The organism is Sphingomonas hankookensis, assembly GCF_028551275.1.
Classification (GTDB): Bacteria; Pseudomonadota; Alphaproteobacteria; order Sphingomonadales; family Sphingomonadaceae; genus Sphingomonas; species Sphingomonas hankookensis_A.
Genome location: NZ_CP117025.1, coordinates 2,656,373 through 2,682,541, shown reverse-complemented (window position 1 = coordinate 2,682,541; position 26,169 = coordinate 2,656,373). Strand labels below are relative to the sequence as shown.

28 protein-coding genes and 1 other RNA gene are annotated in these 26,169 nt (G+C 67.4%); 21 read left to right on the top strand and 8 right to left on the bottom strand.

The genetic code is table 11. From position 1 onward, the window contains the following. The first annotated feature begins 84 nt into the window (after positions 1 to 84). The 6 genes from PPZ50_RS12680 (at position 85) to PPZ50_RS12655 (ending at position 5,323) form a co-directional block, all read left to right on the top strand. Positions 85 to 297 carry a DUF2945 domain-containing protein gene (locus PPZ50_RS12680; RefSeq protein ID WP_066688626.1) on the top strand — a complete coding sequence of 71 codons (213 nt, stop codon included), beginning with the start codon at positions 85 to 87 and terminating at the stop codon, positions 295 to 297. Between the two features lie 37 nt (positions 298 to 334). Further along, complete coding sequence (gene radA / locus PPZ50_RS12675; protein WP_066688628.1) at positions 335 to 1,702, top strand: DNA repair protein RadA; 1,368 nt, start codon at positions 335 to 337, stop codon at positions 1,700 to 1,702. Between the two features lie 272 nt (positions 1,703 to 1,974). After that, positions 1,975 to 2,379 carry a CvpA family protein gene (locus PPZ50_RS12670; protein ID WP_272815311.1) on the top strand — a complete coding sequence of 135 codons (405 nt, stop codon included), beginning with the start codon at positions 1,975 to 1,977 and terminating at the stop codon, positions 2,377 to 2,379. 52 nt (positions 2,380 to 2,431) lie between these two features. After that, on the top strand, positions 2,432 to 2,869 hold the full coding sequence (locus tag PPZ50_RS12665; protein WP_066688630.1) for an iron-sulfur cluster assembly scaffold protein: 438 nt from the start codon (positions 2,432 to 2,434) through the stop codon (positions 2,867 to 2,869). Continuing rightward, on the top strand, positions 2,869 to 4,653 hold the full coding sequence (locus tag PPZ50_RS12660) for a cation:proton antiporter domain-containing protein (protein ID WP_066688631.1): 1,785 nt from the start codon (positions 2,869 to 2,871) through the stop codon (positions 4,651 to 4,653). Before PPZ50_RS12665 ends, PPZ50_RS12660 begins: the two co-directional genes overlap by 1 nt. Before the next feature lie 334 nt (positions 4,654 to 4,987). Further along, positions 4,988 to 5,323 carry a DUF423 domain-containing protein gene (locus PPZ50_RS12655; protein ID WP_066688633.1) on the top strand — a complete coding sequence of 112 codons (336 nt, stop codon included), beginning with the start codon at positions 4,988 to 4,990 and terminating at the stop codon, positions 5,321 to 5,323. Positions 5,324 to 5,452: 129 nt separating this feature from the next. On the opposite strand, the gene PPZ50_RS12650 is transcribed toward PPZ50_RS12655, so the two are convergent. The 3 genes from PPZ50_RS12650 to PPZ50_RS12640 all read right to left on the bottom strand — a co-directional run bounded on the left by PPZ50_RS12650 (position 5,453) and on the right by PPZ50_RS12640 (position 9,497). After that, positions 5,453 to 5,890, bottom strand: coding sequence for a GNAT family N-acetyltransferase (locus PPZ50_RS12650; RefSeq protein ID WP_066688634.1), 438 nt, complete (start codon positions 5,888 to 5,890; stop codon positions 5,453 to 5,455). Between the two features lie 161 nt (positions 5,891 to 6,051). After that, positions 6,052 to 7,548 (bottom strand): anthranilate synthase component I, encoded by a 1,497-nt coding sequence (trpE, locus tag PPZ50_RS12645; protein ID WP_066688635.1) that lies wholly within the window; start codon positions 7,546 to 7,548, stop codon positions 6,052 to 6,054. Next, the gene (locus PPZ50_RS12640) at positions 7,545 to 9,497 is read right to left on the bottom strand and encodes a peptidylprolyl isomerase (RefSeq protein ID WP_066688637.1); all 1,953 of its coding nucleotides are present in this window, start codon (positions 9,495 to 9,497) and stop codon (positions 7,545 to 7,547) included. The genes trpE and PPZ50_RS12640 overlap by 4 nt, the downstream gene beginning before the upstream one ends. A 129-nt stretch (positions 9,498 to 9,626) precedes the next feature. Here PPZ50_RS12640 and tpiA point away from each other — a divergent pair, with 129 nt between their 5' ends. The 3 genes from tpiA (at position 9,627) to ffs (ending at position 11,010) form a co-directional block, all read left to right on the top strand. After that, the gene (tpiA, locus tag PPZ50_RS12635; RefSeq protein WP_066688639.1) at positions 9,627 to 10,373 is read left to right on the top strand and encodes a triose-phosphate isomerase; all 747 of its coding nucleotides are present in this window, start codon (positions 9,627 to 9,629) and stop codon (positions 10,371 to 10,373) included. Between the two features lie 95 nt (positions 10,374 to 10,468). Continuing rightward, complete coding sequence (locus PPZ50_RS12630; protein ID WP_066688685.1) at positions 10,469 to 10,876, top strand: hypothetical protein; 408 nt, start codon at positions 10,469 to 10,471, stop codon at positions 10,874 to 10,876. Positions 10,877 to 10,913: 37 nt separating this feature from the next. Continuing rightward, an RNA gene (ffs, locus tag PPZ50_RS12625) (signal recognition particle sRNA small type) lies at positions 10,914 to 11,010 on the top strand. Here ffs and PPZ50_RS12620 read toward each other — a convergent pair. Both PPZ50_RS12620 and parE read right to left on the bottom strand, forming a co-directional pair. Next, positions 11,009 to 12,307, bottom strand: a complete 1,299-nt coding sequence (locus PPZ50_RS12620) for a serine hydrolase (RefSeq protein WP_066688687.1) — start codon at positions 12,305 to 12,307, stop codon at positions 11,009 to 11,011. The two genes, ffs and PPZ50_RS12620, sit on opposite strands and share 2 nt — an antisense overlap. A 70-nt stretch (positions 12,308 to 12,377) precedes the next feature. Further along, positions 12,378 to 14,357 carry a DNA topoisomerase IV subunit B gene (gene parE / locus PPZ50_RS12615; RefSeq protein WP_066688641.1) on the bottom strand — a complete coding sequence of 660 codons (1,980 nt, stop codon included), beginning with the start codon at positions 14,355 to 14,357 and terminating at the stop codon, positions 12,378 to 12,380. A 163-nt stretch (positions 14,358 to 14,520) separates the two neighbouring features. Here parE and PPZ50_RS12610 point away from each other — a divergent pair, with 163 nt between their 5' ends. After that, a complete protein-coding gene (locus PPZ50_RS12610; protein ID WP_126013659.1) occupies positions 14,521 to 14,976 on the top strand; it encodes a hypothetical protein in 456 nt (151 codons plus the stop codon). Then, positions 14,910 to 15,254: an outer membrane protein gene (locus tag PPZ50_RS12605; RefSeq protein ID WP_066688644.1), complete on the top strand. Its 345-nt coding sequence runs from the start codon at positions 14,910 to 14,912 to the stop codon at positions 15,252 to 15,254. Before PPZ50_RS12610 ends, PPZ50_RS12605 begins: the two co-directional genes overlap by 67 nt. Positions 15,255 to 15,364: 110 nt before the next feature. On the opposite strand, the gene PPZ50_RS12600 is transcribed toward PPZ50_RS12605, so the two are convergent. After that, positions 15,365 to 16,117, bottom strand: a complete 753-nt coding sequence (locus PPZ50_RS12600; RefSeq protein ID WP_066688647.1) for a GcrA family cell cycle regulator — start codon at positions 16,115 to 16,117, stop codon at positions 15,365 to 15,367. A gap of 84 nt (positions 16,118 to 16,201) precedes the next feature. Between PPZ50_RS12600 and PPZ50_RS12595 the strand changes: the two genes are divergently transcribed. The 7 genes from PPZ50_RS12595 (at position 16,202) to queE (ending at position 22,427) form a co-directional block, all read left to right on the top strand. Next, positions 16,202 to 17,038, top strand: coding sequence for an ABC transporter permease (locus PPZ50_RS12595; RefSeq protein ID WP_066688648.1), 837 nt, complete (start codon positions 16,202 to 16,204; stop codon positions 17,036 to 17,038). Positions 17,039 to 17,137: 99 nt separating this feature from the next. Then, a complete protein-coding gene (locus PPZ50_RS12590; RefSeq protein WP_066688649.1) occupies positions 17,138 to 18,328 on the top strand; it encodes an aspartate aminotransferase family protein in 1,191 nt (396 codons plus the stop codon). Between the two features lie 153 nt (positions 18,329 to 18,481). Then, positions 18,482 to 19,399, top strand: a complete 918-nt coding sequence (gene argF, locus PPZ50_RS12585) for an ornithine carbamoyltransferase (RefSeq protein ID WP_066688650.1) — start codon at positions 18,482 to 18,484, stop codon at positions 19,397 to 19,399. Between the two features lie 183 nt (positions 19,400 to 19,582). Further along, complete coding sequence (gene hslO, locus PPZ50_RS12580) at positions 19,583 to 20,497, top strand: Hsp33 family molecular chaperone HslO (protein WP_066688651.1); 915 nt, start codon at positions 19,583 to 19,585, stop codon at positions 20,495 to 20,497. A 23-nt stretch (positions 20,498 to 20,520) separates the two neighbouring features. Continuing rightward, on the top strand, positions 20,521 to 20,940 hold the full coding sequence (locus PPZ50_RS12575) for a hypothetical protein (RefSeq protein WP_157092679.1): 420 nt from the start codon (positions 20,521 to 20,523) through the stop codon (positions 20,938 to 20,940). A gap of 153 nt (positions 20,941 to 21,093) precedes the next feature. After that, on the top strand, positions 21,094 to 21,795 hold the full coding sequence (queC, locus tag PPZ50_RS12570; protein ID WP_066688653.1) for a 7-cyano-7-deazaguanine synthase QueC: 702 nt from the start codon (positions 21,094 to 21,096) through the stop codon (positions 21,793 to 21,795). Next, positions 21,792 to 22,427 (top strand): 7-carboxy-7-deazaguanine synthase, encoded by a 636-nt coding sequence (queE, locus tag PPZ50_RS12565; protein ID WP_066688655.1) that lies wholly within the window; start codon positions 21,792 to 21,794, stop codon positions 22,425 to 22,427. Before queC ends, queE begins: the two co-directional genes overlap by 4 nt. Here the strand turns inward: queE and PPZ50_RS12560 are convergent. After that, on the bottom strand, positions 22,424 to 24,004 hold the full coding sequence (locus tag PPZ50_RS12560; RefSeq protein ID WP_066688656.1) for a sensor histidine kinase: 1,581 nt from the start codon (positions 24,002 to 24,004) through the stop codon (positions 22,424 to 22,426). The genes queE and PPZ50_RS12560 overlap by 4 nt on opposite strands. 10 nt (positions 24,005 to 24,014) lie before the next feature. Continuing rightward, on the bottom strand, positions 24,015 to 24,188 hold the full coding sequence (locus tag PPZ50_RS12555) for a NepR family anti-sigma factor (RefSeq protein ID WP_157092680.1): 174 nt from the start codon (positions 24,186 to 24,188) through the stop codon (positions 24,015 to 24,017). A gap of 242 nt (positions 24,189 to 24,430) precedes the next feature. Between PPZ50_RS12555 and PPZ50_RS12550 the strand changes: the two genes are divergently transcribed. From PPZ50_RS12550 to PPZ50_RS12540, 3 genes are all read left to right on the top strand, one after another. Then, complete coding sequence (locus PPZ50_RS12550) at positions 24,431 to 25,237, top strand: response regulator (protein WP_066688688.1); 807 nt, start codon at positions 24,431 to 24,433, stop codon at positions 25,235 to 25,237. Positions 25,238 to 25,276: 39 nt separating this feature from the next. Next, positions 25,277 to 25,414 carry a hypothetical protein gene (locus PPZ50_RS12545; RefSeq protein WP_164523845.1) on the top strand — a complete coding sequence of 46 codons (138 nt, stop codon included), beginning with the start codon at positions 25,277 to 25,279 and terminating at the stop codon, positions 25,412 to 25,414. Positions 25,415 to 25,528: 114 nt separating this feature from the next. Next, positions 25,529 to 26,164 carry a sigma-70 family RNA polymerase sigma factor gene (locus tag PPZ50_RS12540; protein ID WP_066688657.1) on the top strand — a complete coding sequence of 212 codons (636 nt, stop codon included), beginning with the start codon at positions 25,529 to 25,531 and terminating at the stop codon, positions 26,162 to 26,164. The last annotated feature ends 5 nt before the right edge of the window (positions 26,165 to 26,169 follow it).

The following is a 26,169-nucleotide window of genomic DNA, read 5'->3' as shown; positions in this document are numbered from 1 at the left end:
CCATAGCGCCGGAACGCCGCGTACGCCACCGGAACGCTTGGGCGCTCCAACGGGTTGACCCGCCCGACAAAAGGAGCGGACAGCATGAGCGAGAGCTACAAGAAGGGCCAGAAGGTCAAATGGTCGTGGGGCAACGGCACGGCGGAGGGCAAGGTCGAGGAACGCTTCGAACGCCGCGTCCAGCGCACGATCAAGGGCAGCAAGATCACCAAGAACGGCACCAAGGACAATCCCGCCTATCTGATCGAGCAGGACGACGGGACCAAGGTCCTGAAACGCGGCAGCGAACTGGACTGATATTCCCCTTTCGTTCCGCATCTGCTAACGCCGCGGCATGGCCAAACCCCAAAAGCGCTATGTCTGCCAGCAATGCGGATCGGTATCCTCGAAATGGGCGGGGCAATGCGCCGATTGCGGCGACTGGAATACGCTGGTCGAGGATGCCGGCGCGGTCGTCACCCCCTTTTCGGCGCGGCATAACCTGCAGAGCGGTGGGCGGCCGATCCTGTTGTCGGGGCTCGACACCGACATCGCGCTGCCCGACCGTCTGAAGACCGAGATCGCCGAACTCGATCGGGCGCTGGGCGGCGGCTTCGTCGAGGGATCGGCGACGCTGATCGGCGGCGATCCCGGCATCGGCAAGTCGACCCTGCTGCTACAGGCCGCCGCGAAGCTGGCACTGGCGGGCAAGAGCGTCGCCTATGTCTCGGGCGAAGAGGCCGCCGATCAGGTGCGTCTCCGCGCCCGCCGCCTGGGGCTGGGCAATGCCCCGGTGCAGCTCGCCGCCGCGACTTCGGTCCGTGACATCCTGACCACGTTCGGCGGATCGGCCGCGCCCGACCTGCTCATCATCGATTCGATCCAGACGATGCACAGCGACCTGATCGAAGGGGCGCCCGGCACCGTCAGCCAGGTCCGCGCCTCGTCGGGCGAACTGATCCGCTTCGCCAAGGAACGCGGCACCGCCGTCGTGCTGGTCGGCCATGTCACCAAGGACGGGTCGATCGCCGGTCCCCGCGTGCTCGAACATATGGTCGACACGGTGCTGGCGTTCGAGGGCGAGCGCAGCCACCAGTACCGCATCCTGCGCGCGGTCAAGAACCGCTTCGGCGGCACCGACGAGATCGGCGTCTTCGCGATGGAAAGCGAAGGATTGTCCGAAGTATCAAACCCTTCGTCGCTATTCCTGACAAGCCGTGACGAGAATGTCACCGGCACCGTCGTCTTCCCCGCGCTGGAGGGGACCCGCCCGGTACTGGTGGAGGTACAGGCGCTGACCGTGCGCTTGGCGTCCGGAGCGACCCCGCGCCGGGCCGTCGTCGGCTGGGACTCCGGCCGCCTCGCGATGATCCTCGCCGTGCTGGAGGCACGCTGCGGCCTCGCCTTCGCCACGGCCGAAGTCTATCTCAACATCGCCGGCGGCTACCGCGTGACCGACCCCGCCGCCGACCTCGCTGTCGCGGCCGCTTTGGTCTCGGCGCTGTCCGAACGCCCGGTACCGTCCGACGCGATCGTCTTCGGCGAGATCGCGCTGTCGGGCGAGGTCCGCCCCGTCGCGCACGGCGCATTGCGGCTGAAGGAGGCGGGCAAGCTCGGCTTTGCGCGCGCACTGGCCCCGGCGGCGCAGGCGGAGGGCGGCGCGGTGAAACTGTCCGGGTTCAAGGATTTGCCGCGGTTCGTGGATTATATGCTGGGACGCTAAAATCCTTCCCGGCACGGAGCGTCAGGTCGGCCATGCTCTGCATGACCGAGGATCGTCCGGAGGACGATCCGACCTGACGCTGGGGACCAGCCGCAGGCTGGTGGAGGGGGATCGCCCCGCAACGCTACCGGCCCGTATTCGGCCAACCCCTCCACCATCGCCTTCGGCGACGGTCCCCCTCCCCGTACCGGGGAGGATCTGCGTATGACTCCCCGTCACCCCGGACTTGATCCGGGGTCCCGCTTCTTCTTCTCGGCGCCTTGGCGCTGGTCGTGCTGTTGCTCAAGCTGTTCCACACGCCGGTCGCCGCCGCGCTGGTCGGACCCACCGGCACGGCGGGCGGCGCGGCGACGCTGGCCTTCGCGTTGATCGCGGGCATCGGCTATTTCGCCGGCCGGCTGGTCGCCAACGGCATCGGCGCGCGGACCCGCGCGTCGGTCCTCGGCCCGGTCGACCGTGCCCTCGGCTTCGGCTTCGGCGCCTTGAAGGGCCTGATCCTCGTCAGCCTCGCCTTTCTCCTCCTGCTGCTGGCGGCCGACTTCATCGGCGGCGGCCCGACGCGCCGCCCGCTCTGGATCAAGAACGCGCGCACCTATCCGCTGCTCAACGCCACCAGCGCCAGCGTCGTCGACTTTATCGAACGCCGCCGCCGGGGCGAACCGGTGTTTGGCGAATAGAAAAAGCCGGCTTCGACTCGCCAGCGTCACGAACCCGCCCTACATCGGTCGCGTGACCGCACCGCTCTACAACACCGAAATCCTCCGCCTCGCCGCCGAAACCGCGCAGGCCGTCCGCCTTCCCGAACCCCATGCTTCGGTAGAGAAACGCTCGCCGATCTGTGGCAGCCGGGTGACGGTCGACATCGCGTTGGGCGAGGACGGCCACGTCGCCGCTATCGGCATGCTGGTCCGCGCCTGCGCGCTGGGGCAGGCATCCTCGGCGTTGCTCGCCCGCGCGGTCGTCGGCAAGACGCCGGCCGAGCTCGCCGCCGCCAGCGATACGCTCACCGCCTGGCTGGCCGGGGAGGGCGATGCCCCCGACTGGCCCGGCCTGACGCTGTTCGAACCGGCGCGCCCGCACAGCGCGCGCCACGCCTCGATCCGCCTCGCCTTCGAAGCCGCCGCCGAAGCCGCGGCACAGGCCGCCGGTCAGCGGGCCGCCGCCTGATGGAACACGGCACCGCGTCGCTGCTCCATGATTTCGCGCCGCTGCTGGGCGCGGCGCTGGTCTTCGTGCTGATCTTCCGCAAGCTGGGGCTGGGTGCCACGCTCGGCTATCTCGTTGCCGGGTCGGTCGTCGGACCGCAGGTGCTGGGACTGGTCGGCAATGCCGAATCCAAACTCGCCATCGCCGAACTCGGCATCACGCTGCTGCTGTTCCTTGTCGGGCTCGAACTGTCGCCATCGCGCCTGTGGCAGATGAAGCGCGATATTTTTGGCCTGGGCCTGTTGCAGGTGGCGCTCTGCGGCATCGCCATCACCGGCGTCGTCTGGCTCGCCACCCATTTCAGCTGGGCCGCCGCCATCGCGCTCGGCCTGCCGTTGGCGCTGTCCTCGACCGCGCAGGTGCTGCCGATGCTGCAATCGGCCGGTCGCATGAAGACCCCGTTCGGCGAACGCGCCTTTGCGATCCTGCTGTTTCAGGATCTGTCGATCGTCCCGCTCATCACCATCGTCGCCGCCCTGTCGCGCAACCCGGCCGATGCCGCCGGACCGCCGGGGTGGCAGCTGGCGCTGTGGACCGTCGGTGCGGTGGTCGGGCTGATCCTCGCCGGCCGCTTCCTGCTGCGCCCGCTGTTCCGCCTGATCGGCAATATGGGCGAGCGCGAGATGTTCGTGTTCGCCGGGCTGTTCACCGTCATCGCCAGCGCGGCGGTGATGCAGGCGCTCGGCCTGTCGACCGCTCTGGGCGCGTTCATCGCCGGCGTGATGCTGGCCGACAGCCCGTATCGCCACGAGCTGGAGGCGGACGTCGAACCGTTCCGCTCGATCCTGCTCGGTCTGTTCTTCCTCGCGGTCGGCATGATGCTCGATCTGGGGGCGATCGTCGAACGGCCGGTGTTCGTCGTCGGCATGGCGCTGGCGCTGATCGCGACCAAGGGGGTGGTGATCTTCGGTCTCGGCCGGCTGTTCGGCATGCCATGGCGCAGCGCGCTGGCGCTGGGGCTGTTGCTCAGCCAGGGCGGCGAATTCGGCTTCGTCCTGTTCGCGCAGGCGCAGAATGCGCTGCTGATCGCGCCCGAGGCGGCGAGCGTCTTCGGCGCGATCGTCACCCTGTCGATGGCGACCACTCCGTTCCTGATGATGGCGACCCGCAAGTTCCGCGCCGAGCCGGAAAAAAAGGACGGCAAGACCCCCGAAGGCCCGCGCCACGACGGCGCCAGCGCGGTCGTCGTCGGCTATGGCCGCTTCGGCCAGACCGTCGCGCAGATGCTGCTGGCGCAGGGGATCAGCGTCACGGTCATCGACACCGATGTGGAGATGATCGAGATCGCGGGCGGCTTCGGGATGAAGGTCTATTATGGCGACGGCACGCGCATCGACATGTTGCGCCTCGCCGGGGCGGCCGATGCCGAACTGCTGCTGTTCTGCACCGATGGCGATCCGTTCGATGCGGAGATGATCGGTGCGATCCACCACGCCTTTCCGGGGCCGGGCATCTTCGTGCGCGCCTTTGACCGGCGGTCGGTGGTGAAGCTGGCCAATGCCCCGGTCGAGGGCGTGTTTCGCGAAGTGCTCGACTCCGCCGTCACCATGGCACGCGCCGCCATGGCCAGCGTCGGCGTCGACGATGGCGAGATCGACCGGACCGAAGACCTGTATCGCAAGGCCGACGCCAAGCGGTTGCTGCAACAGTCCGAAACCGGCGACCTGCGACAGGGACGCGACATGATCTTCACCCACGCCCGCGTCAGCGCGGCGTCGGGCACGGTGCCGGACGACGCGGGGTGAAGGGGTGGTGTGGACAGCCGTGACAGCGCATCTGCGGTACGCCATGAGTGACAGTCACGCCGCGACGATCGTCTTCAAGGACACCATCCCAGCGAAGGCAGGGCATTCCCGGTAACGTCCCGCCCGCCCCGCCTCCAACGTCACCCCCGGACTTGATCCGGGGTCCCGCTTCTTCTGCCAGGTCGGTGAGAAAGCGGGACCCCGGATCAAGTCCGGGGTGACGAAGACAGGGACGGACACAAGCCTCCCGCCGACGACCTGAAATCGCAAGCGAACCAGCGCAAACCCCGATAGATACATTCCCGTCACGCCGCCGAACCACGGAGCCAACCCGATGAACCTGCTTCTCCTCGCCGCCGCGCTGTCCGGCGCCATGGCGGTCGCTGCCGGCGCGTTCGGCGCGCATGGCGCCTCCGGCCCGGCGGCCGAGTGGCTCAAGACCGGTGGCCAGTATCAGCTCGCCCACGCCATCGCCACGCTGGTCGCACTGAACCTCGGCGCGCGGGGGCCGGGCTGGCTGTTCGTGGCCGGCGGGTTGCTGTTCGGCGGTTCGCTCTACGCGATGGCACTGGGCGGTCCGCGCGGGGTGCTGGGGCCGATCACCCCGCTCGGCGGTCTCGCGATGATTATCGGCTGGCTGTGGCTCGGCTGGATCGCACTCCGCCGTTGATCCCATCGTCACCCCGGACTTGATCCGGGGTCCCGCTTCTTCCTTCTACTCCGCGTCGACAGCCCGAACCGCTTTCCTACAGCGCCCAACCGCCATAGCCGGCCACCGCTCTTTCGCCCGTAAACCGCCTCAATCGACCGCGATGGTATAGGTGTGGAACTGCGCATCGCGTTCCCATCCGGTGCGGACGTACAGCGCGTGCGCCGCGCTGTTGTCGACCGCCGTCGACAGCGTCATCCGCGCCGCGCCGACCGATCGCGCATGGTCCCGCGCCGCCTCCAGCAACGCCTCACCGACGCCCTGGCACCGTGCCTCCGGCGCCACGAACAGGTCGTTCAGGATCAGCGTCATCCGCATCCGCACCGACGAAAAGCACGGATAAAGTTGCGTGAAGCCCGCACCGTCCCCCGCCAGCAGGATCACCGATTCCTCCCGCGCGATCCGCTCGGCCAGGAACGCGCGGGCGCCGGCCAGGTCACTGTCCTGCCCATAGAATTGGCGATAGGCATCGAACAACGGAACGATCCGGTCGAGATGCTGCAATGTCGCACGGCAAATCTGCACCATGGCTTTCCTCGCGCATCGGGACGACGGTGCCAACTTCCGCGCGTCCGTGACAACCATTCACCTTTGACGAATCATGCGATTGCAAATGCTTGGCCGCCGACCGCCGCCAAACATCCTACGCCTGCAACATGAACCTAGCGCAAACTTCGTAAACTTCCGCGCTATTGTCCGAAACGAACCTTGCCCGCTTGGGCCACCGCTTCGCGCGCCGCCGCCAGCAGCGCGCCTGCCTTCGCCTCGCACTCGCGTTGTTCATAGGCGGGGTCGCTGTCGGCGACGATGCCCGCGCCCGACTGGACGTGCATCATCCCGTCCTTGACCACCGCGGTCCGCAGCACGATGCACGAATCCATCGACCCGTCCGGGCTGAAATAGCCGACGCCGCCGGCATAGGCCCCGCGCCGTTCGCGCTCCAGCTCGGCGATGACCTGGCACGCCCGTACCTTCGGCGCGCCCGACACGGTGCCGGCCGGGAAACCGGCGAACAACGCGTCCAGCGCATCGGCGTCCGACCGCAGCGTGCCGACGACATTGGACACGATGTGCATGACATGGCTGTACAATTCGACCGTATAGCTATCGGTCACCCGGACGCTGCCGCTCGACGCGACCCGACCGACATCGTTACGGCCCAGGTCGAGCAGCATCAGATGCTCGGCCCGTTCCTTGGGATCGGCGAGCAGGCTGGTCCGGTTCGCCTCGTCCTCCGCCGCCGTGGCACCCCGCGGGCGGGTACCGGCGATCGGCCGGATCGTGACCTCGCCATCGCGCAGCCGCACCAGGATTTCCGGGCTGGACCCGGTCAGCGCAAAGCCCGGCAGGTCGAGATGATAGAGGAATGGCGACGGGTTGATCCGCCGCAGCGCCCGGTACAGCTCGAACGGCTCCAGCGGAAAGGGCGTGGTGAAACGCTGCGCCAGCACGACCTGAAAGATATCGCCCGCCGCGATATATTCCTTCGCCGCCGCGACCATCTCGCCATAGCGGCCGGCGGGCAGGGTGGGGGCCAGCGCCAGTTCGGGCACCTCGGTCAGCCGCGCCGGCACGGGCAGGGCGGCGGCATCCAGCGCCGCCGCCGTCGCCTCGATCCGCTCCGCCGCCGCTTCGACACTGGCACCGGGCCACACCGGCGCGACGACGAACAGCGTGTCCGACAGCCGGTCGAACACCAGCAGCACGGTCGGCCGGACGAACATCATGTCGGGCAGGTGCAGCGCGTCCTCCGCCGCCTGCGGCAGCGTTTCGACTAGCCCGACCGTCTCGTAACCGAAATAGCCGACCAGGCACGCCAGTGCGCGGGGCAGGGCGGCCGGAACGTCCATCCGGCACTGCCCGACCAGCGTCCGCAGGGCGGCGAGCGTCGGTTCGCCGCACGGCGCGAAGGCCTCGCGATCGGTCAGCCAGTCGGCGTTGATCGCCGCGCCATGCCCCTGCGCCCGGAACACCAGGTCGGGGGCCAGCCCCAACAGGCTGTAGCGACCGCGCACCGACCCGCCCTCGACCGATTCGAGCAGGAAGTCGCCCCGCCCCGGCTGGATCAGCTTGAGCGCGGCGGCGACCGGCGTTTCGGTATCCGCGACCCGCGTGGTCCACAGCAGCGCCGGCCGTCCCTCGGCCAGCGCGGCGCGGGCGGCGTCTACCCCCTCGATCCCGTTCATTGCGCGGGCGCGGGGGTGGCTCCGCCGACCAGTTCGTTACGGACGCGGTTGATGGTCTGCTCGTTGCGCTTCACGCCGACCTGCCGGCGCACCGCCTCGACGAACTGCTCGGCATATTCGTTGCCGCTCAACTGGCCCAGTTCGCGTCCGACGCCGGTGATCGCCGCCTTGTCGTTGGTCGCGTCGCCACGCTGGATGCCGTCAAGATAGACGATCAGCCAGCCTTCGCCATTGGGTGCAGCGGTCAGCCGGGCTTTCTTGGGCGCCATCGAGAACATCAGCTGCAGTGCGGCGGGAACCTGCGGCCCCATCTGCGACAGCTGCGCGCGCGAGGCATTGACCGGGCGCGGCGCGGGCAGGCGCGTGCCCGACTGGGCGACGGCGGTGCCGAGCGGCATCCCGCCATTGACCTTGGTCAGGATCTGCTGGGCGACCGCACGGGCGGCCTTCAACGCCTGATCCTGCTTGTACTGGCCGATGACCTGCTCACGAATCTCGCCCAGTGGACGCGGCGCGGCGCGGGTTACGTCGCCGGTCGATACCAGTGCGAAGGTGCCGTCGGCCGCGGTCTGCACGATCTGCGGCGCGTCGCCCGACTCCGCGGCAAAGCCCGCTTCGATGATCGGCGCCAGCGCCGGATCGGGCTGCGCCGGCTTCAACGGATCGACGCCCTGCGCGGTGACCGGGGCGGTCGCCTGCGCCGACAGGTTGGCGTCCTTGACGATCTCGTCGAACGTCGCGCCATCGGTGATGCCGCCGTCGATCTTCTCCTGGATCGCGCCCAGCGCGGTCGCGCCCTTGGTCTTGGTCAGTTCGGCGACCAGTTCGGGGCGGGCCTTTTCGAGCGTCTTGCCGGGAACCTGCGTCACTGCATCGACCTTCAACACGACGAAGCCGAGCGGCGACTGCACCGGGCCGACCACCGCCCCCTGCTGCGCGCCGAACGCGGCTTCGGCGACGGCGGGCGAGGTCTTGGCGGCGAGCTGCCCCTTGGTCTGTCCGGCAAAGTTCGTGGCTTCGAGGCCGATCGCGCTGGCGGCGGCGTTCAGCGCCTGCCCACCGCGTACCGCCTGCGCCAGCTTGGTCGCAGCTGCCTGATCGGCGACGACGACCTGCGACACGCTGCGGGTCTGCGATGCGGCGAAGCGTGCGGCGTTGGCGCGATAGGCGGCCTGCACCTCGGCATCGGTCGGCGTCGCCTGTGCGGTCACGCTGGCCGGGGTGACGATCGCGTAACGGATCACGCGACGCTCCGGGATCATGTAGCGCGCGCGGTTGGCGGTGTAATAGGCCTGCAACTGCTGGTCGGTCGGTGCGGCCGGGGCGGGGAAGGCGGCGGTCGGCACGATCGCGACCTGTCCGCTGCGCGCTTCCTTGGCGAGCGACGCATAGGGCAGCGCCAGCTGCTGCGGCATGTAGCTCGCCTGCAGCGTGCGGGCGAGCATCAGGCGGGTGAGCGTCGCGCGGCGGATATCGTCGCGCAACTGCTGCGGCGTGATGCGCGCACGGGCCAACGCCTGTTCAAAGGTGCGCTGGTCGAACTTGCCGTCCAGCCCCTGGAACGCCGGCAGGCTGGCGATCTGGCCGTCGACATAGCGGTCGGACACTACCAGCCCGTGGTCCTGCGCGAACTGGCGCAGCGCCGCGTCGGAAATGGCGCGGTTGAGCGACCCTTCGAACCCGCCGCTTGCGATATAGCGCGCGGTATCCAGTCCGGGCTGGCGTTGCGCCGCCTGCTGCACGTCGCCCCGGATGCGCTCGGTCAGCGCGGTGTCGGTGATCGTGTCGTCACCCACGGTAGCGACGGTCGCACCGCTGCCGCCCAGCGATGACGGGCGCAGACCGTTTAGGTCGGCCATGGCGAAGCCGATGGCGATGACCGCCAGCAACAGCAGGCCGACAAAGATGCCGACCTTCGACTTGGTCATGCGCCTGAAGAAACCGAGCATCCGTGCAACCGATCGAAAGGAATGAAAGGATGCCGCTTTAGAAGGCGGTCGCGCCCGCTTCAAGGTTGCGCGCATCGCCACATGCGCTATCGGCTGTAGAACATGTAAAACGCTCGGGGAGCCATGGGTATGAGTCGTCGCAAGCTGGTGGCAGGGAACTGGAAGATGCACGGGCTTCGCGGGCAGCTGGCTGAGATCGCCAAGATCGATGCCGCCGCTGCCGCTGCACCGGGCGTCGACGTTGCGCTGTGCGTGCCCGCCACGCTGGTGCATCCCGCCTCGGAGATCGCCAGGTCGGTGCAGATCGGCGGGCAGGACGTCCATGCCAACGACCGTGGCGCGCACACTGGCTGCGTGTCGGCGGAGATGCTGGTGGAAGCGGGTGCGACGATCGTGATCGTCGGCCATAGCGAACGCCGCGCCGACCAGAACGAGACGAGCCACGACGCATGGGCCAAGGCCGCGGCCGCCCGTCGCCACGGGCTTAACGTCATCCTGTGCTGCGGCGAGACCGAGGCCGAGCGTGATGCCGGGCGTGCCGAACGCGTCGTGCAGGCGCAGATCGAGAAATCGGTGCCGGAAGGGGCCAGCGGCGACTGGTTCACGCTTGCCTATGAACCACGCTGGGCGATCGGGACCGGGCGGACTCCGTCGCCCGACGAGATCGCGCAGGTCCACGCCATCGCCCGCGCCAAGCTGCGCCAGATGGTCGGCGACGCCGCCGATGGTATCCGCATCCTCTATGGCGGGTCGGTGACCGGCGCCAACGCCGCCGCGATCCTGTCGATCGACGATGTCGATGGCGCGCTGGTCGGAGGGGCAAGCCTGACTGCCGACAAATTCGTGCCGATCATCGAGGCGGCAGCCAGCCTGTAAGGGGGAGCGCTGGCGCGGGTGGAACGGTCCGCGTCAGTGTCGGTTCATCCCGGACATGCTATACCGTGCATATTGCTGTAGCCGGGATGACGATCATGCGTGTTTTCAAGCTGTTGTTGATTGCCCTGATCACCGCCAGCGCGGTCCCGTTGGCGGCCCGCGACCGAGACAATGTCGCCGGAGAAGCGGCGCTGTCGCGCATTACCGAGCGTCGCGACGCGGGCCGGCCGGTCGACTGCATCAACCTGCGCGATATCCGCTCCAGCGAGATCGTGCCGAATACCGCCATCGTCTATCGCATGAACAACGGCACGCTGTTCGTGAACCGGCCGTCGGGGAGCGGTATCCTCGACCGCGACGACATCCTCGTCACGCGGACGATCGGGACGCAGCTGTGTCGGATCGATATCGTCAACCTGGTCGACCGCAATTCGCGGATGATGAGCGGTTCGATCTCGCTCGGTGATTTCGTCCCCTATTCGCGATTGCCGAAACGCAGCTGATCCCCTTGCGTCCGGCTTCCGCTTCGCCCATATGGCGCGCGGGAGTCGGGCGGACGATGCCGTCGCCAACCCGGTCAGGTCCGGAAGGAAGCAGCCGCAACGATTTCGCAGCGGGTCGTCCGGCTCCCACCTTTATCGCGGCGCGGCAAGGTCCAGCGCGCGGTTCATCAGCCCGGTGAATTTCAACGTATCGACATCGCGCGCGGGATCGTTGATCCCGGCCGTCAGCGCATACCATGCACCATTACCGGCCTGCAGCAGGAAGGTCATGGTCAGCACGCCAGGTTCCGAACCGCCCTTGTACCCGACATAGCGCCAATGCTTCGTCGCATCGGGCAAGCCGGGATTTTTCGACAATATGGCGCGAAGCTCCGCTCCGGCCGTTCCGTCCATATGCCGCCGCAGCCAGTCCATCGCGCGGATCAGGTCGTTGGGGCTGGCGAACCATTCCAGTTCGACGATGCGCAGCGGCTTTCCGTTCTGGAACAGGTCGCGCGGAATGGCGGCAATCGGCGTGTCGCGCACCGGCCCATCGAGAAACGCCCGCCGCGCCTTCGCATCCATCGCCAGATAGCGCGTGCCCAGCGCGCCACCGTCCACGCCTTTCAGCTTGAAGACCTCCAGTGCGCCAAGAAAGGGCACATTGCGCACGCCGCCATCGGTAAAGCCGACGACCGGCAACATCGCCTCCACCTTTGCCCGGCCAAGGTGGAACAGCAGGATGTCGGTCGCGCTGTTGTCGCTGACCGAAATCATCCGTTCCGCGAGTTCCCGCAGCGCGATCTGCGTGCCCTTTGGCTGCTGCGCATAGCCGCCGCCGGGCAGCGCCGACCCGTCGAGCGTGACGACGTCGCTCCATTTGCGCTCGCCTGCCTCGATCGAGCGGACCAGTTCGGCGAGGATCACCAGCTTGAACGCCGATCCGATCGCGATGGGGGTAGTAGCGTTGCGGGCCTTTTCCAGACGCGGCGACCCGTCGCCCAGCCGGGCGAGTGCGAACACGCTCGTGCCATTCTGGGCGGCCAGCTGTTCCACCACCGCGTCCAGCGTCTGCGCCGCCGGACCGCGCGGTTCGGCGCCCTTCGCCAGCAGGCCGATGATCTGATGACTGCCACCTGGATCGAGCGTCAGGTCCGCGTTCAGGGTACCGCCGTCATAGGCGATGCGGATCTGTGCCGCCCATGGGCCGGTCGCCTCGATCGCCGCCACACCGGTCGGCTTGCCGAGCGCCTGCTGCAACTGTGCGGCGATCGCGTCGAACCGCGCGCGGGGTACGGCGGTGCGGAACGACGGCGCAAAGGTCGCATCATAGTCGCCGGTGCCCCCCAGCAGCGCGACGACCTCGCGAGCGCGGCTCTCGATCGTCGCGGCGGCCGGCTGCGCCTGCGCCGACGGCGACATGATCGCGGCCAGCATCATCATGGGCACCATCGCATCTTCCCCCAAAACCCCTGTTCGTCAGGAGGTTGCGGCATCGAGGAAGAGGCGTCAATCGATGCGTTCAGGCGTCGATGACCTCGTCGTCCAGCCGCGCGGCATTTTCCTGGATGAAGGCGAAGCGGTGCGCCGGGTTAGTTCCCATCAGCCGGTCGACCAGGTCCTTTACCGCCGCGCGTTCCTCATATTCCTGCGGCAGGGTAATGCGGATCAGGCTGCGGCTGGCCGGGTCCATCGTCGTCTCGCGCAGCTGGCCCGGGTTCATCTCGCCCAGCCCCTTGAACCGCGCGACCTCGACCTTCTTGCCCTTGAATGCGGTGCGTTCCAGTTCGGCGCGATGCGCATCGTCGCGGGCATAGAGCGACTTGGCGCCGACCGTCAGGCGGTACAGCGGCGGCTGCGCCAGATAGAGGTGCCCGCGCCGGACGATATCGGGCATCTCCTGAAAGAAGAAGGTCATCAGAAGCGTCGCGATATGCGCGCCGTCGACATCGGCGTCGGTCATGATGACGATGCGTTCGTAGCGCAGCGCATCAGGCTGGCAGTCCTTGCGCGTGCCGCAGCCCATGGCGAGGATCAGGTCGGCGATTTCCTGATTGGCGAGGATCTTCGCGCTGGTTGCCGAGGCGACGTTCAGGATCTTGCCGCGGATCGGCAGGATCGCCTGCGTCTTGCGGTCGCGCGCCTGCTTGGCCGAACCGCCCGCCGAATCGCCCTCGACGATGAACAATTCGGTGCCGGCGGGATCGTCCGACGCGCAGTCGGTCAGCTTGCCCGGCAGGCGCAGCTTGCGCGACGACGTCGCCGTCTTGCGCTTGACCTCGCGCTCCGCCTTGCGGCGCAGGCGTTCGTCCATCCGGTCGAGCACGAGGCCGAGCAGCGCCTTGCCCCGGTCCATGTTGTGACTGAGGAAATGGTCGAAATGGTCGCGCACCGCCTTTTCGACGAGGCTGGCGGCCTCGACGCTGGTCAGGCGATCCTTGGTCTGGCTCTGAAACTGCGGGTCGCGTATGAACACCGACAGCATCAATTCGGACCCGACCGTCACGTCGTCGGCGGTCATGTCCTTGGCTCGCTTGCTGCCGACCAGATCGGCAAAGCCGCGCAGTCCCCGCACCAGCGCCTGCCGCAACCCTTGTTCGTGGGTACCGCCATCGGGCGTCGGGATGGTGTTGCAATAATAGCTGTAGCTGCCGTCGCTCCACAGCGGCCACGCCACCGCCCATTCGACGCGGCCGGCTTCACCCGGGAAATCCTGTCGCCCGGTGAAGAAATCGGCGGTTGCACATTCGCGCCCGCCAATCTGTTCGCGCAGGTGATCGGCAAGACCGCCGGGGAACTGGAACACCGCTTCGGCCGGTACGTCGGTCCCGGCGACCAGTTCGGGTGCGCATTTCCAGCGGATTTCGACGCCCGCGAACAGATAGGCCTTGGACCGCACCAGCTTGTGCAGCCGCGCGGGCTTGAACTGTAAATCGGCGAAAATCTCGGCATCGGGCGTGAAGGCGACCAGCGTACCGCGCCGGTTGGGGGCGGCGCCGACATGTTCGAGCGGGCCGAGCGTCTGCCCCTGCGAGAAGCGCTGCCGATACAGCTGCCGGTCGCGCGCGACCTCGACCACCGTGTCGACCGACAGGGCGTTGACGACCGAGATGCCGACGCCGTGCAGGCCGCCTGACGTCGCATAGGCTTTGCCCGCGAACTTGCCGCCCGAATGCAGCGTGGAGAGAATGACCTCCAGCGCCGACTTGTCGGGGAATTTCGGGTGCGGATCGACCGGGATGCCGCGGCCATTGTCGATGATGGTCAGCCGGTTGCCGATGTCCAGCTGCACCTCGATCCGGGTGGCATGGCCTGCGACGGCCTCGTCCATCGCATTGTCGAGCACCTCGGCGGCCAGATGGTGCAGCGCCCGTTCGTCGGTGCCGCCGATATACATGCCTGGCCGCCGCCGTACCGGCTCCAGCCCTTCCAGCACCTCGATCGAGGACGCGTCATAGGCGGGCGGGGTGGGGATGTTCGCTTCGAACAGATTGTCGGCCATGGTCGGGGTATAGAACGAAACGGGGCCATCCGCAAAGCACCGCGTCGGGCAACTTTTGGCAATGAAAAGTTACGCTGCGCTGCGGGAGCGGGACGCAGTGTGAGCCGTTCGACGACGCATCGGCACTGCGGAAAACGGGGTTCGGATGCGGTTTGCAGGGTTGATGACGACAGGTCTGGCGACGGCGGCCATGGCGATGCCGGCGCTTGCGCAGGAACCGCGGCCCTGGACCGGCGGCTATGCCGGGATCGGCGCGGGGCTGGATTTCCCGCGCGACGACCGCGAGGTTTCGGCGCTACGCGACAATGATCTCGACAAGCTGTTCGCCGATACGCACCGCACGACGTTCGGTGCGATCGCGTGCAGTCACCGTGCCGCGTCCGACCAGACCGGATGCCACCGCGATGGCGAGCGGTCGGGCTATGGCGGCCATGTCGGCTATGACGTACAATTCGGCGATGTCGTCGTCGGAGCGGTCGCGGAACTGGGGCGGAGCAATATCGGCAGGCGTGCCGCCGGCGATGCGACGATGCAGCAGCGTATCGCCAGGTCATGGATTGGAACACGCAGGGGCGGCTGCGCGCCGGCTATGCGCTCGGCAGTACGCTGCCCTATGTGACGGGCGGCGCGGTGCTGGCGCGGATCGATCGCGGACCGGCCGCAAACGCGGTCGACGGGTTCGCCGCAGACCGCAACCGCAGCAATGGCCTGGGATGGACTGCCGGGGGCGGGGTGGATCAGCTGGTGTCCGAGCGCTTCTCGATCGGTGTGCTCTACACCTTCGCCAGCGTTACCGAACGGTCGCGCGGGCAGGTGGAGCGGTTGCCGTTCACAGGCAACGCGGATCGCCGGTTCGACTGGCATAGCGCGCGCGTCCGGGCGAATTTTCGGTTTTGAGAGGGTTGGCCGGCATGGGCAAAGCCCATGCCGTCGGTCGCGGCTTTGGGCCGCGCCGGCCGGGTTGATCGCCTGAGAGCGTGGCCGAGCTTTCGCTCGGCCTTGCGCGATTAACGAACCCGCGGGCCACCATAGGGTAGCGGCGGCGGCGGACGGCGGTCGCGGCGGGGGAGCTGCGCCTGATACGCATGGCCGCAATGGTCCACGCAATAGGGGAAGCCCGGATTCACCTTCTCGCCGCAGAAGTGGAAGTCCGGTTCGCCCGGATGGCCGATCGGCCATTTGCAGATGCGGTCGTTCAGGTCGAGCAGCGTCGTCTTGCCGGCGATCGCGTCGCTCGGCCGCGCCGGCACCAGGCGGCGGGGCGGGGCGGGGGTCAGCGGGGCGCTCTGTTCGCCCGGGTTCTGACGCAGGAAGCCGCCCGGACCGACCGAGCGCATCACCGGTTCGGCACGGCGCGGCGCGACGGCGGGGGCTTCGTCTTCCTCCACGTCCTCGACCTCGTCGGCCTGATCGTCCTCGGGCAGCGGCGTGAACGGATCGTTCTCCACCGGCGCGGCGGCGACCGGTTCGGGCTTCGGTTCGGGCGCAGGCGCCGGCTTCGGCGCGGGCGGAGGGGGCGGCGGGGCCGCGACGGCCGGAGCGGGTTCGGGCGCCGCCGCTGGCTTGGGCGCGGGGGCCGCAGCCTTCGCCGCATCGTTCGACTTCACCGGCGAGGGGCGCGACTGCAAGCCCAGGCGATGCGCCTTGCCGATCACCGCATTGCGGCTGATCCCGCCCAGTTCCTCGGCGATCTGGCTTGCGGTCATCCCCGATTCCCACATCTTGGCCAGTGTCGCGATGCGTTCTTCGGTCCAGCTCATGCCCGTCTTCGTCCTTCAACTCGTCATCGCGCAGACGACCATGATCCTTGCCGCCGCGCGCGCCAGCGATTAGGCGACACAGCCATGCAGGAACAATCCCCGTCGCGCACGAAAATCATCATCGCCGACCCCGGCGTGCCGGTCATCCGGAACGTGAACTGGGGTGGGCTGCGCACGCTCTATATCAAGGAGGTGCGCCGTTTCTTCAAGGTGCAGCTTCAGACCATCTGGGCACCGGCGGTCACGACGTTGTTGTTCCTCGTGATCTTTTCGGTCGCGATGGGCGGGGCGGGGCGCACCGTGCTGGGCGTGCCGTTCCCCGATTTCGTGGCGCCTGGGCTGATCGCGATGGCGATGCTGAACAACGCGTTCGCCAATTCCAGCTTCGCGCTGCTGGTCGGCAAGATCCAGGGGACGGTGGTCGATTACCTGATGCCGCCGCTGTCGACCGGCGAATTGCTGGCCGCGCTGGTCGGGGGTGCGGTGACCCGCGCGTTCCTCGTCGGGTTCGTGCTGTGGGGGGCGATGCTGCTCTATCCCGGCGTCCATGTGATGCCGCGCCATCCGGGCGCGGTGCTGTGGTTCGGGCTGTTCGGTTCGACCTTCCTGGCGCTGGCCGGGGTGATGACGTCGATCTGGGCGGAGAAGTTCGACCATGCCGCCGCTATCACCAATTTCGTCATCGGGCCGCTGACGCTGCTGTCGGGCACTTTCTATTCGGTCGAAGCGCTGACGCCGCTGTTCCGATCGATCAGCCACCTGAACCCGTTCTTCTACATCATCTCGGGCTTCCGTTACGGCTTCCTCGAACGCGCCGATTCGCCGGTGCTGCTGGGCGGTGCGGTCATTCTGCTGGTCGATATCGCGATGGCGATCGGCTGCTACGCGTTGCTGCGGTCGGGGTGGAAGCTCAAGAATTGACGTAACGCCCCAAGGGGCGGTACAGCGCCGCTCCGGGCGGCCCGGTTGGCCGCCCTTTTGCGTTTTGAACGCCGATATTTCTCATGAAGGAGCAGTTCGATGACGACCCCCGCGCTCATGCCCGTCTATCCACGGTGCGGCGTGCGTCCGGTCCGAGGCGAGGGCTGCTATCTTTATGGTGAGGACGGCACCCAATATCTCGACTTCGCCGCCGGTATCGCCGTCAACGCGCTGGGCCATGGCCATCCGCATCTGACCAAGGCGATCCAGGAACAGGCCGCGACGCTGATCCATGTCAGCAACCTCTATGGCAGCCCCCAAGGCGAGGCGTTGGCGCAGCGGATCGTCGACAACAGCTTTGCCGATACGGTGTTCTTCACCAATTCGGGCGCCGAAGCGGTCGAGTGCGCGATCAAGACCGCGCGCCGGTTTCACTTCGCCAACGGCAATCCCGAACGCCACACGCTGATTACCTTCAATCAGGCGTTCCATGGCCGCACGCTCGGCACCATCTCGGCCACCAATCAGGCCAAGATGCGCGACGGGTTCGAGCCGTTGCTACCCGGTTTCAAATATGCCGAGTTCAACGACCTCGACGGTGCGCTGGCACTGATCGACGACCATACCGCCGGCTTCCTCGTCGAGCCGGTACAGGGCGAGGGTGGCCTGCGCACCGCGACGCCCGAATTCCTGACCGGCCTGCGCAAGGCATGCGACGAGCGCGGGCTGTTGCTGGTCCTCGACGAGGTCCAGTGCGGCTATGGCCGGACCGGCACGCTGTTCGCGCACGAACAATATGGCGTGACGCCCGACATCGTGTCGGCGGCCAAGGGCATTGGCGGCGGCTTCCCGTTCGGCGCGTGCCTCGCCACGGCCGAAGCGGCCAAGGGCATGGTGTTCGGCACCCATGGGTCGACCTATGGCGGCAACCCGCTGGCGATGGCCGCGGGGCAGGCGGTGCTCGACGTGATGCTCGAACCCGGCTTCTTCGACCATGTGAAGACGATGGGCGACCGGCTGCGCTCCAGCCTCGAACAGATGATCCCGAACTACGACCATCTGTTTCAGGAGGTGCGGGGCATGGGGCTGATGCTCGGCCTGAAGCTCAAGTCGGACAGCCGCCGCTTCGTGGCGCACCTGCGCGATCATCACAATCTGCTGACGGTGGCGGCCGGCGACAATGTCGTCCGCGTCCTGCCGCCGCTGGTGATCGACGAGAGCCATATCGCCGAGGCGGTGGAAAAGCTGTCGGCGGCGGCACGGGTCTATGTGCCGGTCGCCGACGATTGATGTAGCAAATCCTCCCCATCGGAGATGGGGAGGGGGACCAGCCGCAGGCTGGTGGAGGGGGAAAACGCCCCATGCGACACGGCGGTGGAGACCCCTCCACCATGCTTCGCATGGTCCCCCCTGCCCATCTGCGATGGGGAGGATTTTAAGAGAATGCGCCATTTCCTCGATCTCGCCTCGGCCGGTGCCGACGGCATCGCCGCCATCCTCAACGACGCGCTCGACGCCAAGGCCGCGCGCAAGGGCTGGCCGAAGGGCCGCGCCGATGCCGACGCGTCGCTCGCCGGCCACACGCTCGCCTGCGTGTTCGAGAAATCGTCCACCCGCACCCGCGTGTCGTTCGACATGGCGATGCGCCAGCTCGGCGGATCGGCGCTGGTGCTCGACGCCGGCACCACCCAGCTCGGGCGCGGCGAGACGGTCGCCGACACCGCGCGCGTCCTGTCGGGCTATTGCGACGCCATCATGGTGCGCACCGACGATCCGGCCAAGCTGGACGAAATGACTCGCTATGCCTCGGTCCCGGTCATCAACGGCCTGACCGATCATTCGCACCCCTGCCAGATCGTCGCCGACCTGCTGACCGTGATCGAAGCGGGCAAGGCGTTGCCGGGCCTGAAATGGGCATGGCTGGGTGATGGCAACAATGTGCTGCATTCGATCGTCGAGGCCGGTGCGCTGATGGGCTTCGACGTCGTCGCCGCCTGTCCCGAAGGTTATGATCCGGCGCCGGCAGTGATCGAGGCGGCGGGCGGCCGCGCCACGATCACGCGCGATCCGGTGGCGGCGGTGCGCGATGCCGATGTGATCGTGACCGATACGTGGATTTCGATGGGGCAGGCCCATGCCGAGCAGAAGCTCGCCGCCATGGCTCCCTATCAGGTCGACGATGCGCTGATGGCCCATGCCAAGCCCGACGCGGTGTTCCTCCACTGCCTGCCCGCCCATCGCGGCGAGGAAGTGACGCCCGAGGTCATCGACGGACCGCAGTCGCTGATCTGGCCGGAGGCGGAGAACCGCCTGCATGCGCAGAAGGCGATCCTGCGCTGGTGCTTCGGCCTGGTCGGCTGACCCGCGGCTGACGCACGGTGTATAGGCCGGGCGGTCCGCGTTCCATGACGGGACGCGGACCGCCCGGCTTTTTGCAGATGCGAAGGGCGGCGACGTCAAACCGCTTGCGAAATGGCGCGCGGGCTACCATGTGAGTGATCGATCACAGTTTGCCCGGCACGTTCGGGCAAGAGGAGCTTTCGCTTGTCCGATACCGTCCGCCTTCCCGACCTCGACCGTGCGATCGGGTTCACGCTTCCCGACCATCACGCGCGCGGTCGTGTCGTGCGGCTGGGGCCGGTCGCCCAGTCGATCCTTGCCGCTCATGCCTATCCCGTGCCGATCGAAAAGCTGCTGGCCGAGTCGCTGGCGCTGACCGCATTGCTCGGTTCGACGCTCAAGGAAGCGGAAGGCCAGCTGACGCTGCAGGCGCAGACGCAGGGCGGCATCATCCGCCTGATGGTCTGCGACTACAAGAATGGCGAGCTGCGGGGCTATGTCGATTTCGATGCCGACCGGCTGGCCGAGCTGGGCGAGGACCCGTCGCTGTTCGCGCTGTTCGGGCAGGGCTATCTGGCGATCACCTTCGACCAGGTGACGTCGGGCGAGCGCTATCAGGGCATCGTGGCGCTGGACGGGGAATCGATCGCGCAGGCGGCGGAAAGCTATTTCCTCCAGTCCGAACAGATTCCGTCGCTGGTCCGCCTGGGCATCGGCGTCGACGATAATGGGCAGCGGATCGCGGGCGGCATCTTCCTCCAGCATCTGCCGGAGGGCGAGGAGGGGCGCGAGCGGCTCCACACCCGGCTCGACCATCCCGAATGGCATCATGTCGAGGCGCTGGGGGCGACGATGGGCGCGGACGAACTGGCCGACCCGATGCTGCCGCTCGAAACGCTCGTATGGCGCCTATTCAACGAGGAGCGCGAAGTGCGCGTGCTGGCCAGCACCACGTTGTCGCGCGGCTGTCGTTGCGACCGGGAGTATATTGCAGGCGTGATCTCGCGCTTCCCGGCCGAGGAGCGCGTCGCGATGGCCGACGAGCAGGGCGTCATCACCGTCGATTGCGCCTTTTGCGCGACGAAATTTCCGCTCGCGCTGGCCGATATCGCCGCCTGAGGCGATCGAAGGGGGGATTGGGCATGGGGGGATTGGCGATGCGTCTGGGGCTGGCGATGGCGCTCGGCTTCGGCTCGGCGGCCGTCGCCCAGCCGGCGGCGGCTCCGACCTTGCAGGCGATGCGCGCGGTGGCACCGGGCAACTGGTCGCTGCGCAGTCCCGGATCGCCCGAGGCGGCGCGCGAAAGCTGCGTCGCCGATACCGCCGTCCTGTTCCGGCTGCGGTTGCGCGCGGCACAGTGCAGCCGCTTCGTGATCGAGGATACGCCGCGCATTGCGACGGTGCATTATACCTGTCCGGGGTCGGGCCATGTCCGCACCACGATCCATGTCGACACGCCGCGCGCGTTGCGCATCGAGAGCGAGGGGATCGTCGACGGCATGCCCTTTGCCGACGCGTTCGAGGCTCGGCGCGTCGGGACCTGCGCCGCGCGCGGCCGTTAAGCGCATGTTTAGCCGGGAGGGTGTAGGGATCGCGAATGTCCTTACGGGCATGCATGCGCTCCCTAAGCATGAACCTCCTGCGGGCCGCCATCGTGCGGCCCGTTTCGTGTCGGGCGGTTGCCCTGACCCGATGAAAGTCTTAGCAGGCGCAGCATGACGAATACTCCCCTCAGCGTGGTGCTGGTGTCGGGTGGACTGGACTCGATGGTGTCGGCTGCGCTGGCGCGCGAGGCGGGACATCGGCTGCTGGCGCTGTCGATCGACTATAATCAGCGGCATGTGGTCGAACTGGCCGCGGCGCGGCGCATCGCCCAGGCGCTGGGCGCCGAACGCCATGTCGTGCTGCCGCTCGACCTGTCGGCCTTTGGCGGGTCTGCGCTGACCGATGCGTCGATCGCGGTGCCGAAGGACGGGGTCGAGGAGGATGTGATCCCGGTCACCTATGTCCCGGCACGCAACACGATCTTCCTCAGCCTCGCGCTCGGGTGGGCGGAGGCGGCGGGCGCGCGCGACCTGTGGATCGGCGTCAACGCGCTCGACTATTCGGGCTATCCCGATTGCCGCCCGGAATTCATCGCCGGTTTCGAAGGGCTGGCCGAACTGGCGACCCGCGCCGGTGTCGAAGGGTCGCGCTTCCGCATCCACGCACCGTTGCAGCACATGACCAAGGCTGACATCGCCCGCGAGGCGCATCGGCTGGGGATCGATGCCGGCATGAGCTGGTCCTGCTACGATCCGGTCGGCGAGCTGCATTGTGGAAAGTGCGACAGCTGCCGGCTGCGCGCGCGCGGCTTTGTCGAGGCGGGGCTGCCCGATCCGACCCGCTATGCGGAACAGCCCGACACCGGCCGATGACCTATTCCGTCAAGGAAATGTTCCTGACCCTGCAGGGGGAGGGGGTCCATGCCGGCCGTCGCGCGGTGTTCGTGCGCTTCGCCGGCTGCAACCTGTGGACCGGGCGCGAGGCGGATCGCGCGACGGCCGTCTGCCGGTTCTGCGACACCGATTTCGTCGGGACCGACGGGATCGGCGGCGGCAAGTTCGCCGATGCCGCGGCGTTGGTCGCCGCGGTCGAGGATCAGTGGGGCAGCGACCGCATGCGGCGCTTCGTCGTGCTGACCGGTGGCGAGCCGATGCTGCAGATCGACGACGCGCTGGTCGCGGCGTTGCACGATGCCGGCTTCATGATCGCGATCGAAAGCAATGGCACGATCGCGGCGCATCCCGGCATCGACTGGATCTGTATCAGCCCGAAGGCAGGCAGCGAGGTCGTGCAGCGGCACGGCGACGAACTGAAGCTGGTCTGGCCGCAACATGGCATCGATGTCGATGCGGTCGAGCAATGGGACTTCGCGCATCATCTGGTGCAGCCGATGGACGCGATCGGCATGGAAGTCGCTCACCGCGAAGCGGCGGTCGACTTTGCGATGGCCCGGCCCAAATGGCGCCTGTCGCTCCAGACGCACAAGCTGCTGGGACTGCGTTAGGCCGCGCGGGCGGCGATCACGATTTCGTAGGCACCGGTCAGCGGATCATGGTGCAACGGCGCGCGCAGCTGGCGTGACAGGCCGAGGATGATCCGGCCATAGCGGCTGGCGACGAGCGCTTCCAGTTCCTCGCTCTCAACCAGCGACGGCGATGTCGCGCGCAGGACGGCGGTATCCGTACCGGCGTTGTGGCGCAGCGAAACGCCGATCTGGGCATCGGGATTGACCGATACGGCAAGCTCGATCAGCTCGGTCAGCAGGAACGATACCGCGACCGCCACGTCCTGCGTCACCAGCACCGGTTCGACGTTCAGCGTGATGCCGAGCTTGCTGGTCGAACCGGACGCGGTCGCCCGGATGTTCGACGCCAGTTCGCCGATGACCGATTTCAGCTCCAGCCCGCGATTTTCCTCCATCTCGGCATAATGGTGCCGGTGGACGACCGCCAGCGCGTCGACCCGCCGTTGGATGGTGGCATAGGCGTCGGCAGCGGCGGCGCCATGGGCGCTGCGCGCGTGGAAATTGATCAGGCTGGAGATGACCTGCAGGTTGTTCTTCACCCGGTGATGCACTTCGCGGGTCAGCTTGGTCTGTCGCACCAGCCCGTCCGCCATCGATTGCTCGTGCCGCTCGACGGTATGGGTCAGCTCCTGGAACGTCTCGCCCAGATCGGCGATCTCCTGGGCCGGGACCGCGCCCAGATTGACGTCGGCCATCGGATGACCGGGGCGATAGCGTTCGATATCGTCGCGCAGGCGGCGCAGCGGACGGATCAGCAGCCGGTCGACCACGAACCAACCGATACCCGTCGCGGCCACCCACATGACCAGCGGCAGCAGCATCGCGATGATCGCCGACGATGTGAACGGCGCACGACGCACCGCCATGACGAAGGTCAGGTCGTCGATCCCCAGGGGAATGTTGACGCGTTCCATCCGGTCGATGCCACCCTGTTCGGGCAATTGCGACAGGATCAGTTCGGCTTCCTTCCCATGCAGCAGGCCGCTTTCGAACGGCGATGCGAAGCCGCTGGGCTGGGCCAGTTCGCGCAGCATGGTGACCGGGAAGAACGCGACGACCCGTGCCGAGCTGATGCCGCGAATGTCGAGTACCAGCCCGCTATCCGCGACCACCTGCGCCCGGACGCCGCCGGCATCGGGGGCGCCCTCCATGCGTACCGGGATCGCGGTACCGCATACCAGCCGTCCGTCGGCGGAATAGATGCCGAAGCGCGCGCCGACCGATGCCTGCTGCGCAAATACGCCTTCGACGCGCGCACAGCTGGGGGAATCGGCCGGGTCCTCCGCCATCGCGGTCATCGCGACGCGCAGCGCGGTCATGTCGCCGACCAGTTCGATCGCGACGGCCCGCGAAGCCTCGGTCGCTGCGACGCGCAAGCGGGCGCGCAGGTCGACATCGGCGACGCGGGATGTCTGCAGCGTAGCGAACAAGGCGATCAGCGCGAGCGGAAGCAACGCCGCGCTGAGGATCAGCATCAACTTGGCGCCAGTGGGGGCGCGGCGCAACGCGGCGGCGGGGCTTGGTGGCTTCCGCCGACCGGTGGAGGGTGTCGTCACATCCTGCGAGCTATTTCAACTTGCTGAGCAAGTCGAGCATCTCGTCGGGAACCGCCTCACCCGCGGCGTCCTGATAAACGGCACGCAGGGCATTGCCGAGGTTGGACGTATCCTTCTTGTCCGGTGAAGGCGTCACCGCTTTTTTCGCGCTCGACTGCCGTGCCGCCTGTTCACCATCCTTCACGAAGCAATGCCTTCCCCCGAAACCCGGACCATAGCCGCCGGTACGAAACTAAAAACCACATGCCGATGGCTGCAAGGCGACCCTGCGACAGCGCGGCGAGCGCACATGAAACTAAAGACGCGCTCGTTGGTTCCATGACCTGACGCGAACTCGGGGGAGGCGTCTTCTCCTTGCCGTTTCGTCGAATTGAAGATTTGCGGCTCCGGCTTTCCGGGGTCGCGCCGAAGGAGAATTACCTGACCATGTCGCTCGGACAGCAGCTTGCGCCGCACCTTCCCTTCCTCCGGCGTTATGCCCGGGCGCTTACCGGCAGCCAGACCGAGGGCGATCAGTATGTCCGCGCGACGCTGGAAGCGATCGTGGCCGCGCCGGAGGAATTCCCGCGTGAGGTCGATCCCCGGCTGGGCCTGTACCGCACGTTCCAGGCGATCTGGGCCTCGTCGCAGCCCGAGGCGTTCGGCGCCGCGAGTGCATCGGGCACCGAAAACGAAGCGATCGCGCAGGCGCGGCTCGCCCGGATCGCGCCGCTGTCGCGCCAGGCGCTGCTGCTGACCGCGATGGAAGGCTTCACGACCGAGGATGCCGCCTATCTGATCGAGGCGAGCCCGGACGAGGTCGAGGAACTGGTCGCCGAAGCGCTGCGCGAGATCGAGCAGCAGACCCGGTCACGCGTGATGATCATCGAGGACGAGCCGCTGATCGCGATGGACCTCGAACAGATCGTTCGTGATCTGGGCCACGACGTCACCGGCGTCGCGGTTACGCGCGACGAGGCGGTGGCGCTGGCGATGCAGGATCGTCCGGGGCTGGTGCTGGCCGATATCCAGCTGGCCGACGACAGCTCGGGCATCGATGCGGTCAAGGATATCCTGTCCGAATTCAACGTACCGGTGATCTTCATCACCGCCTTCCCGGAACGCCTGCTGACCGGCGAGCGGCCCGAGCCGACCTTCCTGATCACCAAGCCGTTCCAGCGCTCGACGGTGAAGGCGGCGATCAGCCAGGCGTTGTTCTTCGACGAAGCGACCGTTCCGGAAGCGGCGGCATAACGGTACGGACCCAAAACGAATTTCGGGGGTTGATGACTGATGGCAGACGATAACGAACGCATCCATGTCACCGCCACCGAGGCGCGTGCCGGCGCAACGCCCGGGGTCACCCGCTATGTGCTCATGGTGTCCCTGGTCGCGGCGATCGCGGTCATGGCCTATATCCTGCTGACCTGACCCGGGGCCGGCGCGTGACGGTCCACGGCCGCGCCGTCACTGGCAATTGAACATCCGCAACCCTATGTTCGGGTCCGCCCCCTATCGGGCCGACTGCGTATCGAACGGATAAGAATGACTGAATCCGACATCAGCGAGAACGTGGAAGGCGAGGTGCGGGAGCACGTCGCCTTGCCCGATCCCGAGTTCAAGAAGCAGTTGGCGCAGGTTATCCCGCATCTGCGCGCCTTTGGCAGGTCGCTGTCGGGCAGTCGCGATCTGGCCGACGACCTCGTGCAGGAAACGCTGTTGAAGGCGTGGGCCGCGCGGCAGCGTTTTCAGGCGGGCACCAACATGCGTGCCTGGACCTTCATCATTTTGCGCAACCTGTACCTGTCGCAAATGCGCCGGGCGCGGTTCAAGGGCGAATGGGACGATCTCGTCGCCGACCGCATCCTCGCTGCGCCGGCCAGCCAGGACCGCCACGTCGAACTGGCGGATATGCAGCGTGCGTTGCTGCATTTACCGCAGCCGCAGCGTGAAGCCTTGATCCTCGTCGGGGCAGGGGGCTTCGCCTATGAGGAAGCCGCCGAAATCTGCAACGTGGCGGTCGGCACGATCAAGAGTCGGGTCGCGCGCGGTCGGGTCGCGCTGGAGGCGTTGATGTCGGAAGGCAAACTGCCGTCGCGTGCCGATCAGCCGGACAATAACGGCCAGACGGTGCTCGATACGATCATGGGCGAAGTGGACGATCTCAGCCGCGAACGCTGACTCGC

Bases quoted from the DNA above. Each gene is read 5' to 3' on its own strand.
- PPZ50_RS12610 (WP_126013659.1), top strand. From the start codon at position 14,521: ATGACGACAGGTCTGGCGACGGCGGCCATGGCGATGCCGGCGCTTGCG.
- queE (WP_066688655.1), top strand. From the start codon at position 21,792: ATGACCTATTCCGTCAAGGAAATGTTCCTGACCCTGCAGGGGGAGGGG.
- PPZ50_RS12545 (WP_164523845.1), top strand. From the start codon at position 25,277: ATGGCAGACGATAACGAACGCATCCATGTCACCGCCACCGAGGCGCGT.
- PPZ50_RS12600 (WP_066688647.1), bottom strand. From the start codon at position 16,117: ATGAGCTGGACCGAAGAACGCATCGCGACACTGGCCAAGATGTGGGAA.
- PPZ50_RS12660 (WP_066688631.1), top strand. From the start codon at position 2,869: ATGGAACACGGCACCGCGTCGCTGCTCCATGATTTCGCGCCGCTGCTG.
- PPZ50_RS12630 (WP_066688685.1), top strand. From the start codon at position 10,469: ATGCGTGTTTTCAAGCTGTTGTTGATTGCCCTGATCACCGCCAGCGCG.
- PPZ50_RS12575 (WP_157092679.1), top strand. From the start codon at position 20,521: ATGGGGGGATTGGCGATGCGTCTGGGGCTGGCGATGGCGCTCGGCTTC.
- parE (WP_066688641.1), bottom strand. From the start codon at position 14,357: ATGGCCGACAATCTGTTCGAAGCGAACATCCCCACCCCGCCCGCCTAT.
- PPZ50_RS12605 (WP_066688644.1), top strand. From the start codon at position 14,910: ATGGATTGGAACACGCAGGGGCGGCTGCGCGCCGGCTATGCGCTCGGC.
- PPZ50_RS12640 (WP_066688637.1), bottom strand. From the start codon at position 9,497: ATGCTCGGTTTCTTCAGGCGCATGACCAAGTCGAAGGTCGGCATCTTT.
- PPZ50_RS12550 (WP_066688688.1), top strand. From the start codon at position 24,431: ATGTCGCTCGGACAGCAGCTTGCGCCGCACCTTCCCTTCCTCCGGCGT.
- PPZ50_RS12590 (WP_066688649.1), top strand. From the start codon at position 17,138: ATGACGACCCCCGCGCTCATGCCCGTCTATCCACGGTGCGGCGTGCGT.
- trpE (WP_066688635.1), bottom strand. From the start codon at position 7,548: ATGAACGGGATCGAGGGGGTAGACGCCGCCCGCGCCGCGCTGGCCGAG.
- PPZ50_RS12620 (WP_066688687.1), bottom strand. From the start codon at position 12,307: ATGGTGCCCATGATGATGCTGGCCGCGATCATGTCGCCGTCGGCGCAG.
- PPZ50_RS12595 (WP_066688648.1), top strand. From the start codon at position 16,202: ATGCAGGAACAATCCCCGTCGCGCACGAAAATCATCATCGCCGACCCC.
- queC (WP_066688653.1), top strand. From the start codon at position 21,094: ATGACGAATACTCCCCTCAGCGTGGTGCTGGTGTCGGGTGGACTGGAC.
- PPZ50_RS12655 (WP_066688633.1), top strand. From the start codon at position 4,988: ATGAACCTGCTTCTCCTCGCCGCCGCGCTGTCCGGCGCCATGGCGGTC.
- radA (WP_066688628.1), top strand. From the start codon at position 335: ATGGCCAAACCCCAAAAGCGCTATGTCTGCCAGCAATGCGGATCGGTA.
- argF (WP_066688650.1), top strand. From the start codon at position 18,482: ATGCGCCATTTCCTCGATCTCGCCTCGGCCGGTGCCGACGGCATCGCC.
- PPZ50_RS12540 (WP_066688657.1), top strand. From the start codon at position 25,529: ATGACTGAATCCGACATCAGCGAGAACGTGGAAGGCGAGGTGCGGGAG.
- tpiA (WP_066688639.1), top strand. From the start codon at position 9,627: ATGAGTCGTCGCAAGCTGGTGGCAGGGAACTGGAAGATGCACGGGCTT.
- PPZ50_RS12680 (WP_066688626.1), top strand. From the start codon at position 85: ATGAGCGAGAGCTACAAGAAGGGCCAGAAGGTCAAATGGTCGTGGGGC.
- PPZ50_RS12650 (WP_066688634.1), bottom strand. From the start codon at position 5,890: ATGGTGCAGATTTGCCGTGCGACATTGCAGCATCTCGACCGGATCGTT.